This window comes from Spongiibacter tropicus DSM 19543 (assembly GCF_000420325.1).
Lineage (GTDB): Bacteria > Pseudomonadota > Gammaproteobacteria > Pseudomonadales > Spongiibacteraceae > Spongiibacter > Spongiibacter tropicus.
This window is the reverse complement of sequence record NZ_ATUS01000001.1, coordinates 93,011-106,685: the sequence shown is the minus strand read 5'-3', so window position 1 is coordinate 106,685 and position 13,675 is coordinate 93,011. Positions and strand designations below refer to the sequence as shown.

The 13,675-nt window shown below is 56.2% G+C and carries 13 protein-coding genes; 6 read left to right on the top strand and 7 right to left on the bottom strand.

Translation table 11 applies throughout. From position 1 onward, the window contains the following. Positions 1–9: 9 nt before the first annotated feature. Positions 10–3,705 (bottom strand): methionine synthase, encoded by a 3,696-nt coding sequence (gene metH / locus G411_RS0100500; protein WP_022957206.1) that lies wholly within the window; start codon positions 3,703–3,705, stop codon positions 10–12. Between the two features lie 156 nt (positions 3,706–3,861). On the opposite strand from metH, the gene nfuA reads away from it, so the two are divergent. Genes nfuA through G411_RS0100480 form a run of 4 tightly spaced genes read left to right on the top strand, consistent with a single transcriptional unit; the run spans position 3,862 to position 6,153 of the window. Further along, positions 3,862–4,464, top strand: coding sequence for a Fe-S biogenesis protein NfuA (gene nfuA, locus G411_RS0100495; protein ID WP_028968015.1), 603 nt, complete (start codon positions 3,862–3,864; stop codon positions 4,462–4,464). A 49-nt stretch (positions 4,465–4,513) separates the two neighbouring features. Further along, positions 4,514–4,927 carry an acyl-CoA thioesterase gene (locus G411_RS21225; protein WP_022957204.1) on the top strand — a complete coding sequence of 138 codons (414 nt, stop codon included), beginning with the start codon at positions 4,514–4,516 and terminating at the stop codon, positions 4,925–4,927. Continuing rightward, positions 4,927–5,388 (top strand): YchJ family protein, encoded by a 462-nt coding sequence (locus G411_RS0100485; RefSeq protein ID WP_022957203.1) that lies wholly within the window; start codon positions 4,927–4,929, stop codon positions 5,386–5,388. Before G411_RS21225 ends, G411_RS0100485 begins: the two co-directional genes overlap by 1 nt. Next, on the top strand, positions 5,389–6,153 hold the full coding sequence (locus G411_RS0100480) for an endonuclease/exonuclease/phosphatase family protein (RefSeq protein WP_022957202.1): 765 nt from the start codon (positions 5,389–5,391) through the stop codon (positions 6,151–6,153). Between the two features lie 151 nt (positions 6,154–6,304). Here G411_RS0100480 and G411_RS0100475 read toward each other — a convergent pair whose 3' ends face one another. After that, positions 6,305–7,384 (bottom strand): 3-deoxy-7-phosphoheptulonate synthase, encoded by a 1,080-nt coding sequence (locus tag G411_RS0100475; RefSeq protein WP_022957201.1) that lies wholly within the window; start codon positions 7,382–7,384, stop codon positions 6,305–6,307. Positions 7,385–7,523: 139 nt separating this feature from the next. On the opposite strand from G411_RS0100475, the gene G411_RS0100470 reads away from it, so the two are divergent. Together G411_RS0100470 and G411_RS18795 are read left to right on the top strand one after the other, a co-directional pair. Further along, a complete protein-coding gene (locus G411_RS0100470; RefSeq protein WP_022957200.1) occupies positions 7,524–7,790 on the top strand; it encodes a hypothetical protein in 267 nt (88 codons plus the stop codon). Then, positions 7,790–9,100 (top strand): methyltransferase domain-containing protein, encoded by a 1,311-nt coding sequence (locus tag G411_RS18795; RefSeq protein WP_022957199.1) that lies wholly within the window; start codon positions 7,790–7,792, stop codon positions 9,098–9,100. Before G411_RS0100470 ends, G411_RS18795 begins: the two co-directional genes overlap by 1 nt. Here G411_RS18795 and G411_RS0100460 read toward each other — a convergent pair. The 5 genes from G411_RS0100460 to G411_RS18790 all read right to left on the bottom strand — a co-directional run bounded on the left by G411_RS0100460 (position 9,078) and on the right by G411_RS18790 (position 13,675). Next, positions 9,078–9,947, bottom strand: coding sequence for a TIGR03619 family F420-dependent LLM class oxidoreductase (locus G411_RS0100460; protein ID WP_022957198.1), 870 nt, complete (start codon positions 9,945–9,947; stop codon positions 9,078–9,080). The two genes, G411_RS18795 and G411_RS0100460, sit on opposite strands and share 23 nt — an antisense overlap. 42 nt (positions 9,948–9,989) lie before the next feature. Then, complete coding sequence (locus G411_RS0100455) at positions 9,990–10,469, bottom strand: low molecular weight protein-tyrosine-phosphatase (RefSeq protein WP_022957197.1); 480 nt, start codon at positions 10,467–10,469, stop codon at positions 9,990–9,992. Positions 10,470–10,575: 106 nt separating this feature from the next. Further along, on the bottom strand, positions 10,576–11,709 hold the full coding sequence (locus tag G411_RS0100450) for a methyltransferase (RefSeq protein ID WP_022957196.1): 1,134 nt from the start codon (positions 11,707–11,709) through the stop codon (positions 10,576–10,578). A gap of 5 nt (positions 11,710–11,714) precedes the next feature. Next, positions 11,715–12,602, bottom strand: a complete 888-nt coding sequence (locus tag G411_RS0100445) for a tyrosine-protein phosphatase (RefSeq protein ID WP_022957195.1) — start codon at positions 12,600–12,602, stop codon at positions 11,715–11,717. Next, positions 12,599–13,675 (bottom strand): AraC family transcriptional regulator, encoded by a 1,077-nt coding sequence (locus G411_RS18790; RefSeq protein WP_169530594.1) that lies wholly within the window; start codon positions 13,673–13,675, stop codon positions 12,599–12,601. The genes G411_RS0100445 and G411_RS18790 overlap by 4 nt, the downstream gene beginning before the upstream one ends.

Genomic DNA, 13,675 nt, shown 5'->3' with positions numbered 1-13,675 from the left:
CGCGATGCCTCAGGGATCGTAATCCAGAATGGGAGATAGCCAGCGTTCCATGGTTGCCATTTCCATGCCTTTTCGTTTGGCGAGATCGGCGACCTGATCTTTGGCTACACGTCCCACCGCAAAGTAGCGCGAGTCGGGGTGCGAATAATAAAAGCCGCTGACGGCGGCGGCGGGGAACATGGCCAGGTGTTCGGTAAGGCTGATTCCCGTTGCGTTGGTGGCATCAAGCAGCTCAAAAAGGGTGCTTTTTTCAGTGTGATCCGGGCAGGCCGGGTAGCCCGGAGCGGGGCGAATACCGCGATAGGCCTCTTTGATTAATTCCTCGTTACTCAGTGATTCATCCGTCGCGTAAGGCCAGAATTCCTTGCGTACGCGCAGGTGCATATGCTCCGCGAAGGATTCCGCCAGGCGATCCGCCAGCGCTTTAACCATAATGGCGCTGTAGTCGTCATTGGCGGCCTCGTACTCTTGGGCGAGTTCGTCGGCGCCGATGCCGGTGGTCACCGCAAAGCCGCCAATATAATCCTTAACACCACTGCCTTCCGGCGCAATGTAATCAGCCAGGCTCATTTGTGGTTTGTTATCGGCCTTTTCTGCCTGCTGACGCAGGTGGTGAAGGATATTGATTTCCTCGCCCTGTTCATTGAAGACGGCAATATCATCGCTGCCACGACGCTGCGCGGGCCAGAAGCCAATAACGGCATTGGCGTGAATCCGCTTTTCGTTGATCAGCTTGTCGAGCATTTGCTGGGCGTCGTTAAACAGGTTCTGAGCGGCTTCGCCGACTTTTTCGTCGTTGAGGATTTTGGGGTATTTGCCCGCCAGCCCCCAGGAGATGAAGAAGGGCGTCCAGTCGATAGTTTCACGCAGTTTTTCCAAGGGATAATCAGTGAACACGCGGGTACCAAGGAAGGCTGGCGTCGGTGGCTGATAATCGGCCCAGTTGATATTGAGGCCGCGGCTGCATGCCGTCGGGTAGTCGAGCAGTCGGGTTTTACGCTGATTACCCTCGCGGCGCGCGCGAACGCGCTCGTACTCATCGCGTCGTTCAGCCACGAAATTGGCTTTCATGTCGCGGCTGATAAGTTGTGTCGCTACCGCGACGCTGCGAGAGGCATCGGGAACGTAAACGGCAACGTCGTTTTGGTATTTCGGCTCAATTTTTACTGCGGTGTGAGCCTTCGATGTTGTGGCACCGCCTATCATCAGCGGTACCTGAAAGTTCAGCCGTTGCATCTCACTGGCAACGTGCACCATTTCATCCAATGACGGGGTGATCAGCCCGCTTAGGCCGATAATGTCGACATCTTCGGCCTTGGCTGTCTCCAGGATCTTGTCGCAGGGCACCATAACGCCCAGGTCGATAACCTCAAAGTTATTACACTGGAGCACAACGCCAACAATATTTTTGCCGATGTCGTGGACATCGCCTTTCACCGTGGCCATCAGCACCTTGCCGTTGGCCTTGGCACCGACTTCTTTCTGAGCTTCGATATATGGGTTCAGGTACGCAACGGCCTGCTTCATCACGCGGGCAGATTTCACCACCTGAGGCAGGAACATTTTGCCGTCGCCAAACAGGTCGCCGACGACGTTCATGCCGTCCATCAGCGGCCCTTCGATCACGTCAATGGGGCGGGCTGCCTCCTGGCGTGCAGCTTCGGCATCTTCCTCGATAAAGGTGGAAATACCTTTCACCAGAGAATGCTCAATACGTTTGGCAACGGGCCATTCGCGCCAGCTTAGGTCTTCTTTCTGAGTGCTGCCTTTGCCGTCACCGCGATATTTCTCGGCGATATCCAGCAGGCGCTCTGTTCCGTCATCGCGCCGGTTGAGTACCACGTCTTCGACGGCATCGCGCAACTCAGCAGGGAGGTCGTCGTAGATGGCGAGCTGGCCAGCATTGACGATACCCATATCCATGCCAGCTTTAATGGCGTGGTAGAGGAATACAGAGTGGATGGCCTCTCTGACGGGGTTATTGCCCCGGAACGAGAACGATACGTTGGAGACCCCTCCGGACACCATCGCATGAGGCAGTTCACGCTTGATGTAGGCGGTGGCCTCGATGAAGTCGACGGCATAGTTGTTGTGCTCTTCTATGCCCGTGGCAACGGCGAAGATATTGGGGTCGAAAATAATGTCCTGGGGCGGAAAGCCGATCTCGTTGACCAGAATGTCATAGGAGCGCTTACAGATTTCGGCCTTGCGGGCAAAGGTGTCGGCCTGGCCGGTTTCGTCAAAAGCCATTACCACGACGGCCGCACCGAACTTCATGCACTGACTTGCGCGCTCGCGGAATTCCTCTTCGCCTTCTTTAAGAGAGATCGAGTTCACAACCGGCTTGCCTTGAATGCACTTCAGTCCGGCTTCAATGACGTCCCATTTCGACGAGTCGACCATGATCGGCACACGGGAAATATCCGGCTCAGAGGCAATCAGATTAAGGAAGGTGACCATGGCTTCCTTGGCATCCAGCATGCCTTCGTCCATGTTCACGTCGATGATCTGGGCACCATTCTCCACTTGCTGCCGGGCTACCGACAGGGCTTCGTCGTAATTGCCCTCGAGAATCAGGCGCTTGAATATTGCGGAGCCGGTGACATTACAGCGCTCGCCGACATTGACGAACAGGCTGTCGGCGCTGATATTGAAAGGCTCAAGCCCCGACAGGCGGCAGGCGACAGGGAGTTCAGGCAAGGGGCGCGGTGCGATGCCTTCGACGGCTTTAGCGATCGCTTCGATATGTCCCGGTGTGGTGCCACAGCAACCGCCGACCAGATTCAGAAAGCCCCGCTGAGCGAAATCGCGAAGCTCGTCATGCATGTCGGCGGGGGTTTCATCGTACTCGCCGAACTCATTGGGCAGGCCCGCATTGAAATGGCCGCTGAAATAGCATTCCGCAGTTTCAGAAAGTTCTTCAACAAACGGTCGTATCTCACTGAATCGACGACCACAGTTGGTGCCAACAATCAGCGGCTTGGCATGGGAAATACTGTTCCAGAAGGCACTGGGCGTCTGACCGGACAAGGTACGCCCGCTGGTGTCCGGAAAGGTCACCGAAATCATGATGGGCAGTTCAATGCTCTGATCTTCGAAATACTGCAGAACCGCGTAGACGGCGGCTTTGGCATTCAGGCTGTCGAAAATGGTTTCAATCAGCAGCAGGTCTACGCCACCGTTCACCAGTCCGCGCACGGCGGCATAGTAATCCTCAACCAGCTTGTCGAAGGTGATGTTTCTGGCGCCCGGATCGTTTACGTCCGGCGAGATGGATGCCGTCCGCGGGGTGGGGCCGATCACCCCCGCCACAAAACGCGGCTTGGCGGGATTCTTTGCAGTTTCTGCATCCGCGATCTCGCGAGCGAGGCGAGCGCCGGCCAGGTTCAACTCTTCGGCAATCTCGCCCAGTTGGTAATCGTCCTGCGCCACGGCGGTGGAATTGAAAGTGTTGGTCTCGATGATATCGGCACCGACATCCAGAAACGCCTGATGAATGTCGCGGATCAAATCGGGGCGGGTGAGGGTGAGCAGGTCGTTATTGCCGCGCAGATCGAGGTGGTAGTCGGCAAAGCGCTCGCCGCGGTAGGCGGCTTCCTCCAGTTTGTATTCTTGAATCATGCTCCCCATGGCCCCATCTATTACCAAGATGCGGTCTTTTAAGGCGGCCTTTAGGGCGTCGGGGCGAGGGGTTGAAGGCTTCATGAATATCCTGATGCGTAAATAGCGTGTTAACGCCCCGAGGCTGTGGCCGATAGGGGCTTCGTGTTAAACTGCGGAATTCTATCAGATACTCTGCTGCGCATAGAAATTCATCGTGTGAGTTTTCCCGTCAGTGCGCAGTGTCAGAATGAGGTGAACATGACAACAGAGCAAGCCAAGGTTAACTTAACGATTACTGAGTCTGCCCAAGGCTATCTTGCTGAGTTGCTTTCCAAACAGGACGATGTCGTCGGCGTTCGTGTATTTATCACCCAGCCAGGCACTCCCAAGGCTGAGACCTGTATTGCCTATTGTCGGGACGGCGATGCCAAAGAGGACGACGTGGTGGTGCCCTATGAGGGTTTTGAAGCCTACTTCGAGCTGCGCAGCGCCCCGTTCCTCGACGAAGCACTGATTGATTACGCGAAAGACCGTATGGGTGGTCAATTGACCATCAAAGCACCGAATGCCCGGCTGCCCCGTGTTGACGCCAACAGTCCAATGGAAGACCGCGTGAACTATGTGCTCTACAACGAGGTGAACCCTTCGCTGGCCGCCCACGGTGGCGAAGTCTCGCTGCTGGAAATCACCGCTGATAATTACGCCGTCTTGAAATTCGGCGGTGGTTGCCAGGGTTGCGGTATGGTTGACGTGACCCTCAAAGAAGGGGTCGAGAAAACACTGCTGGAGAACATCCCGGAGCTGGCAGGTGTGCGCGACACGACTGACCACAGCAATACTGATAACGCGTATTTCAAGTAAGCCTGCAGTTTCTCGCGGCATCGCGCCGCGTTGAAGAAGGATTTACCCCATGATTCAGCTTCCCTACACGCGCACCCGGATTCAGGTGCGCTTTTCTGACCTCGATTTCCTTGGGCACGTTTCTAACAGTGTCTACGCGCAGTACTTTGACTTGGCACGTATCGATTTTTTCACTGAGGTGGAAAAGCTCTCGCCGGCACCTCACAACGTGGTTGCCAGTGTGAAAATGGATATGTTGCATGAAATTCGCTTTGACCATGAAGTGGTCGTCGATAGCTGGTGCAGCCGGGTTGGCAACAAGAGCATGACGATAGAGCATCATATCTACGCCAATGGCGAGTGTGCCACGACATGCAGTACGATCATTGTGGGCTTTGACAGAAAGACCCGGGCGGCGATTGCTTTGCCGGAAAGCTGGCAGCCCACCGACTCCTCAAAGATTCCACCTCCGCCCGCGCGCTGATGCTCAATGCGGATTGTCCCTGCGGCAGCGGTGAGCTCTATGCCGATTGCTGCCGCCTGTTGCATCAGCAGCCGTCCCGCGAGGCCACCGCAGAGCAGGTAATGCGCTCGCGTTACAGTGCTTATGTACTCAGAGATATCGCGTATCTGCGCGAGTCATGGCATCCCAAGACGCTCAGCGCGGCGCCAAAGCCGGGCGAGGCGCTGGAGACTGAGTGGTTGGGGCTGCGCGTTCTCGATCATCGTGAGAACAGCGACGGCGATGCAGACGTCGAGTTTGTGGCATTTTTCCTTGATGGGGGAAAAATCCAGCAACTCCGGGAGCGTTCCCGTTTCAAGCGTGTCGATGGGGTGTGGCGCTATGTTGATGGCCGCTTTTTGCCGCCCGTCAAATTGTCCCGCAACGATCCCTGCTGCTGTGGCAGTGGCCGTAAACAGAAGAAATGCCATCCGGAGTGTTGAATGTCTGTTCCTCTGCGTATCCTTTCCTACAATGTTCACAAAGGGTTTAACGCCGATAACCGGCGGTTTTTGCTAGAGGAAATCCGCGAAGGGATACGCCGCGTCAACGCAGATATCGTGTTTCTTCAGGAGGTAGTGGGACAAAACCGTCAGAATGCCCAGAAGCACAGTAATTGGGTTGATGCGGGGCAGTTTGAGTATCTCGCGGATAGCGTCTGGAGCCACTATGCCTATGGTCGGAACGCTGTGTACCAGCATGGCCACCACGGCAATGCCATACTGAGCAAATACCCGATTATCGCCGTCGACAATGTCGATATTTCCGTAATGCGCCGCTCTCAGCGGGGGCTGCTTTTCGCTAAAATCGCGCCCGGCGTGCAGCTCGTCTGCGCTCATATGGGATTGTTTGCCTGGGAGAGACGGCGGCAGCTCAAGCGGCTTGATGAGCAGTTGAATGACCGCGTCAGCGGGGATGATGCGCTGATCATTGCGGGTGATTTCAATGACTGGCACCAGCGATTGCACCGGCGCTTTTTAAACCTCGATCTGAAAGAGGCGTTCTGCGAGCAATATGGACGACCAGTGAAAAGCTTCCCATCGAAGAGGCCGCTGTTGCCACTGGACCGGGTATATTTTAGAGGATTGACCTTACGCCACGCCCAGTTGCTACACGGGGAACCTTGGGAGTCACTGTCGGACCACTGTGCGCTGTACGCGGAGTTTGAACTGCCCGGTGAGCTGAATGCGGCTGGAGGGTTAAAGTGAATGCTCCCAGAATAAAAAAGCCCCGGTAAACCGGGGCAAACAGCCATAGATGGTGTAGAAGCATAAAGCTTTACGCGCGGATCTCCCATCTGGATCTCTTAGAAACAAAAAAGGCGCCAAAAGGCGCCTTTTTATATTACACACCGCAATGTCAGACATTGCGCTTGCGTTTGGGCAGGACATCCCGAAGCTTGTCACGCATATCGCGCAGGGCCGCTTCCGTTTCTTCCCAGCCGATACAGCCGTCGGTTACTGATACGCCGTACTCCAGCTCAGACAGATCTGCCGGAATTTTCTGGTTACCGGGGCGAATATTGCTTTCAACCATCAGCCCGACAATCGAGGCGTTGCCTTCAATTACCTGATTGGTCACATTCTCGATCACCAGCGGCTGCAGCTCTGGCTGCTTGTTGGAGTTTGCATGGCTGCAATCCACCATGATGTTTTGCGGATAACCGGCCTTGTCGAGCGCAGCCTCACAAAGTTTGATGTGTACCGAGTCGTAATTCGGGCCGGTGCTGCCGCCGCGCAGTACGACATGTACATAGCGGTTGCCACGGGTGTGGATAACCGCAACCTGGCCTTCGCCATTAATCCCCAGAAAACGGTGAGGCTTCACGGCCGAACCGATCGCGTTCATGGCTACATCCAGGTTGCCGTCCGTGCCATTTTTAAAGCCAACTGCGGAGGAGAGACCGCTGGCCATTTCCCGGTGGGTTTGAGACTCCGTCGTGCGGGCGCCGATGGCGGACCAGGAAATACAGTCCTGCAGATACTGCGGCGAAATCGGGTCCAGTGCCTCGGTCGAAGTAGGCAGCCCCAACTCGGTGATGTCGAGCAGCAGCTTGCGGCCGATATGCAGCCCATCTTCGATTTTGAAGGTGTCATTCAGATAGGGGTCGTTAATCAGCCCCTTCCAGCCGACCGTCGTGCGGGGCTTTTCAAAATAGACACGCATGATGATAACCAGCGTATCTTGCAACTCGTCTGCCAGCGCTTTTAAACGCTGGGCATAGTCCATCGCCAGTTCCGTATCGTGGATAGAGCAGGGGCCCACCACGATAAACATACGGTGGTCTTTGCCATCGAGGATGTTGCGCACGGTTTCACGACCTTCAGCCACGACAGCTTTGGCTTTGTCACTCATGGGCAGAGCGGCTTTCAGTCGCGCAGGAGTAATCAGCACTTCCTGTGCGGCAACGTTTAGGTTTTCAATAACGGTTTCTGGCATAAAACTTCCGGATTCTGTTCCGCTGCAATCGCAATAGAGCCTGATATTCTAACCGAAAAAGACCGCAATAAAATATCAAGGCGGCGCCTCTGGCGCTAAAATACGCGGATTTCCAGCGAACCGGGCATTGAGACGCACAATGAAGCGAACAACCCTATTGGCCATTGGCCTGTTATCCGCTGTCGGCCTTTGGGCGGCTGAGCCCGACGATGCCGACGTCGGCTCAGTAGTGCGTCTGTCTCCGGTGGTGAGAGAACAGCCGCACAATGCCATCAGTGATATGCCCTGTGACTCCCTGGCTGAGGTGAGGGCGGAGTCCGAAGCTGAGCAGCGGCAGCTACGCGAACGTCAGCAGCAGTGCTTGCAGGCTTACCGGCAGTTTATCCCGGCGACAGGACTGCGTTGATGGCGAAAATATTCAAGCCTGGAAAGCCGGACAAGCGACGTGCCAAACCCCGGACGCCGCCGCAGAAGATCGAGACATTATCCATTGAACGTCTGGCGGATGATGGCCGAGGCGTAGCGTATCACGGGGGAAAAGTCGTATTTGTGGCGAACGCGCTGCCGGGAGAGCGCATCAATGTGCGCTTGCTGCGTCAACAGAAACGCTTCGATGAGGCACTGGCGGTGGAGATTCTCGATGCATCACCCAGCCGTCGGCCGGTGGCCTGTGCTCACGCTGGTGATTGTGGTGGCTGCCAGTTACAGCATCTGGAGCTCGCGGCTCAGCGGAGCTACAAACGCGATCGCCTGCAAGCCGTGATGGATGCGCAGCGTGCGAATGTTGAGGTTACGCTGCTGGCGGCTGAGGCCGTGGGCTACCGCCACCGGGCAAGGCTTTCCTACCGCGCCGGTCACTTGGGTTTTCGGGCTGCGGCCAGCCATCACCTGGTGGATGTTGAGGCCTGTCCTGTACTGGAATCTGTGCTGGAGCCTGCGGTGATGGCAGCGCGTCCATTACTTTTGAGTACGCTTAAAAACCTGAAAACGGCGGAATTGCATTTCGCCTGCGATGACGACGGGCGTGTTGGACTGGCCCTGACGCTTCCGCATGAGGTGGACACTGACTGGTGTGAGGCGCTCAAAGTCGCCTTGCAGCCGTTAGAGCTTCATAGTGTCTCCAGTAATCAAACGCGCTGGAGCGGCGGCTTTCCAGCGCTGCGTTACGGTGGCGAGCTGGGTGTCAGTTTTGTACCGGGGGACTTCACGCAGGCCAACCGCCCCCTGAACACCGAAATGATTGAGCAGGCGATTACCTGGTTGGCTCCACGCGCTGGCGAGCAGATTGTGGATTATTTCTGTGGTTTGGGGAATTTCAGCTTCGCATTGGCCCACAGCGGGGCCCATGTGCTGGGGCTGGATATGGGGGACGCGATGCTCGAGCGAGCCTCGGCAAGGGCGGACGCACTGGGGCTTAGCATTGAGTTTGCCAGGGCTGATTTGTTTGACAGTGAGAATATTGTGCTGCGCGGTGCCGCCAAGGTCTTGCTTGATCCGCCGCGCGCCGGTGCCAAAGCCCTGTGTGAAGCACTGGCCACGTCGAAAGAGCTGCAATCGCTGGTTTATGTGTCTTGTGATCCAGCCAGTCTGGCCAGAGACCTCAGCATCCTATGTGAGGGCGGGTTTCACATTCGTGAGGCGGTGGCGGTGGATATGTTCCCTCATACCCACCACCTGGAGTCTATGGTCTGGCTCAGTCGTCCATCTGCTGGATAATATCCTCAGCATAGCGCAGCACGCCGTCCCGCTTTTTCGCCGGGTCGTCGGTATTGCCATGGTAGAAAGGCCAGGGCTGGGTGAGGATATGCGTCACGCCGTGATCCTCAAGGTGCCGGTAGCCATCCGGCGTAAAAGCGTCGGAGGGCGTTGCCATCACCGAGAATGGCGTGTTCTCAAGTCCCAGTTCCCGTCGGCACTGTTTGATGAACTCCAGACATTCAATGATCTCGGCGCTGGTCTGAAGGTCGCTGACCCAGCCATCACAGCGTGCAGCGCGGCGCATCGCCGCCTTGCTGATACCGCCGACCCAGATTGGCGGAATTTCGCTGGGCGCAGGATTCATCTCCAGTGGGTCAAACTGATAAAACTCACCGCGATAGCTCACCATTTTACCGGTCCACAGCAGCGGCAGAATCTCCAGAATTTCGTCAGTGCGTTTGCCGCGCGTGTGAAAATCCTGCTGAAGAAGCCCGAACTCATCTTTAGACCAACCCACGCCGATAGCCGGAATCACCCGGTTATTGGAGACAATCGCGGCGGTGCTGATGGCTTTGGCAACGAGAAACGGGTTGCGCATCGGCAATACAAAGATGTTGTTGGTGAACTTCAAGCGCTCGGTCACGGCGGCGAGTGCACCAGTCATGACCCAAGGGTCAGGCCAGTCGGTGAACGGTGCCCAGCGGCGCGAGCCGTCGTCGGTATAGGGGTAATCGTGGCTGAGTGTTTCGGGATTGACGACGTGGTCTGAGAACGACATCGCTTCCCAGCCGCTCTGATCCGCGGCTACGGCCAGCTCGCGCAATTCGTGAAGCGGACAAAACGAAGAAGATAGAACAAATTTCATGGTGCACCTGTTGTTATTGTTGGTCGTGATGCGGGAGTCGAATTACAGCGAATGTTGCTCCCGAATGTAATGGAGGAGGCCATCTGCCGCTTTTTCCAAGCTGCGGATAACCGTATCAAACTGGTCGGCCTTGCCATAAAAGGGATCTGGAATCTGCCGGTTGCCACCGTGGTGACAGTAATCGAGGAAGAGCTTGATCTCGCCGTCGAAATTCTTCGGCGCCCAAGCCATCACATTGCCCAGATTGTTGCGGTCCATCGCGATCAGATAGCTGCCCCGATGGTAATCATCGTCGTCGATCTGCCGGGCGATTTGCTGGCTGATGTCATAGCCCGCTTTGGCGGCGGCAGAGACGGAACGCGGGTCGGGTGATTTGCCGATGTTAAAGGCGGCGGTGCCACAGGAATCGACCGTTATGCGCTGATCGAGCCCGGCATCGCTGACTTTTTTCTCAAAAATTCCCTGAGCGGCGGGAGAGCGGCAGATATTACCGAGGCAGACAAATACAACATGGATGGTCATGGCAAACTTCAATCTGTGCGTGAATAAGCGACGCGCTGGAGGCTATCACGGGGGTTCCTGGCCTGCCATCACCCGTTTGGTTGGCGCTGTGCTCTAGTACCGCGTGTCAGCGTGTCTCTTGCTCTGCAAGTAATACCACGAATTTAGCGTCGGTATTGATGACCCGGCAATTACCGAAGCGCTTTTTCAGGCTGACGTGGTAATTAAGGTGGCGGTTACCCACCACGCAGAACTGTCCTCCGGGACGGAGGAATCGTTTGGCATCGGCAAACATCTGCTGGGCAATGTGGTCACCGAGCTGCTGTTCTTGATGGAAAGGCGGATTGCAGAGGATCAAATCAAAATGCTCACCACCGTACCCCTGCAAGCAATCGCCGGCATGGAATGCGGCACGCTTTTCCTCAAAGCGGTTTTCCCGCCAATTCCGATGAGCGCTGGCCACAGCCATGTAGGACTCGTCAAAAAAATCGAGCTGAGCGTCGGGCCATTGTCGAGTCGCCATTAAGCCGAGCAGGCCATTGCCGCAGCCCAAATCGGCAACGCACGCGGGCGTATTGAGCTGCGGCAGGCTTGCGATCAGCAGGCGACTGCCTCGGTCCAGTTTCCCTCGTGAAAACACATTGCCGCGATTACCCAACTCAAGCTGGTAATCTTCGGCATAGAACGGTAGCCAGTCGTCATCAGGGGCGACGTTTTGCTTCACTTGATTGAGCCGTACGAGGCGGGCTTTTTTCCATGCCAGTGACGCGGCGGCGTCGCCGATGCTGTCGCTGATCACGGCCATTGTGGCGGCATCCAGGTATTTCGCCATAATGCCTGCGCAGAATGCATCGGCATTAGGCAGGAGGGGGGCTATCTGCTGGAGTTGATAGCGCATCAGCGTGTGGTTGCGAGGCAGACGATAGATCACACGGTCGAAGTCGCCTTGTGGGATTTCAGTACTGCTCAACAATGTGGGCGCCTTGCGGCCATTTACAGCACAATTTTCCTGAGTGGCCAGATGGCTGACCGCAGAGTCTGACCAGGCAAGGCAATCGTAGTCGGCCAGTGCGCAGGCCAGTGCGCCAAAACTGTCATTAACGATAAGCAGGCGGGCGCCGCTTGGCGGCGGGGATTCCGCCAGATGCTGCAGCAAGTAGTGATCGGCATTATCCCATGCTTGCAATACTTCATTGCGGCGACGAGGTCTGCGCTGAAGTTGGATCTGCCCAAAAGGATTGTCAAAAACGGTATTGCTCAAGCGGCTTACAGCTCCTCAAGCAACATATCGCGAAGCTGTTCCCGTTGGAAACGGTCCAGAGCGAGGCCGTCTTGGAGGTAGGCTTCTATATCGCCGTAGCGCTCGGCAATCACTTCGAAGGCGGCATTGATATACTGAGGCTGCACATGGAACAGCGTGCGAATGACCGGCTCCTCAACTTTGAACACATCCATTTCCTGGATTTGGCGAATGATTTCGTCGATACGCGCCGCTGTGTAGTGATTGGTCGCGAGGTAGTCTTCCATCACCGTCTCCTCAGAGACGCCAAGGGCACGCAGCAGCAAGGCAGCAGCCAAGCCGGTGCGGTCTTTGCCTGCCGTGCAGTGGAATAACTGGGGATAGTGGTCGTCGCTGAGCAGCGAGTGTATCCAATTCCTGTAGGTGTCCGTGAAGTGCGTCACCATGGCGCGGTTGGCACTCATCAGAAACTCAACCATGTCCTCGGCGCTGACATTTTGCTCCTGCAGGCGAGCGGTCACGCGCTCGATCTGGGCGGCCTCAACATTAATGGGTAGTGGGTCGATCAGGATGCGACTTTCCGGGTGCAGGGTATGGGGCGCCGTATTGCGTTCTTCATCGGAGCGGAAATCGACAATGCGTTTAACTCCCAGTCGCTGAAGGTAGCGCTGATCCTGCTCGCTCAGTGAGGAAAGCTTGTCGGTACGATAAATCTTGCCCCAGCGGGTATAGCGGCCATCGCCGCTCAGATAGCCACCCAGGTCTCGGAAATTGTGGGCCTGCTCAAAGGGCAGTTTTCGCAGCGCAAGGCGCTCTTCGGGTGGTAGCTGCGCGGGTATCGGGCGTTCATCGGCACTAAGCTGGGAAAATGCCGATTGCAGGTGCAGGGTTTTCGCAATGTCGTGTTCGCTCATCCGGATTGCCTTTGATTATTTTGGGGTTTGGCTGACTGGCGGCTGGCGCGGTATTCCCCTGGTGTCATTCCCGTCCATTTTTTAAAGGAGCGGTGAAAGGCGCTGGGTTCGTCAAAGCCCAGCAGCGCTGAGACGGCGTTAATTTTTAGCTCTGGTTGGTTGAGCCAGCGCAGAGCGTGTTCTTTTCGCAGCTCATCTTTGAACTGCTGGTAGGTTGTCCCCAAATCCTTGAGGCGTCGGCGCAGCGTCCGCACCGACATGCTCAGGTGTTCCGCCATGGTGACAACACTGGGAAATTCGTGGCTCAGGTCCGTGCCGACAATGCGCTTCATCTGTGAGAGCAGTGAGGTGTCATCATCATCCTGGGCAACCAGCAGATGGTAGGGCGCGTCGCGTAGAAATTTACGCAACGACTCTTCGGTGTGGATCAGCGGGCAATCCAGACAGTGCTCTGCCAAGACAAAGGCGTTGTCACTACAGCCGTACTGAATTTCGCAGCTGAACAGCTGCTCGAAATACTCGGGATTCTCGGGTTTGCTGGCTTGCATACGTATCGCGACGAGATCCAGCGGCTTGCCGATTAACCACTGACAAAAGCGGCGCCAGATCGCCATGGTGTGGGCCATGGTGTAACGCTGCTCATCGGTATCGTCACTCTCTGCCAGCTCCATGTCGGCGGGAAAGCGATACAGCCCGGTACCATCGCCGAGCCGCTCAACCGGCCGTTTGGACGCGCTGGGCAGTTCTCTCAATGTGCGACAGAAAATAATGAATTCCGATGCCCTGCGCAGTGCCTGCTCAAGCGTTTCGCAGTGAATAATAAACAGCGACAACATGCGGAAGCTGCCAGCCGGCGTTTTTTGCCGCAGTCCCAAACCGAAGGATTCGTCTTGCAGCAATGACATGACCCGCCGGTAAATAACCGAGTAATAACGCGCGTCAATAGGGGCTTCAAGGTCCGCATTATCAGCCAGTGGGTCGATGGGCAACTGCAGTGAACGCAATATCTCCGCGCTGTTGTACCCCTGCGCCTCAGCCACCTGCAACATGCTGCGGGCATATTTCAGCGGCAC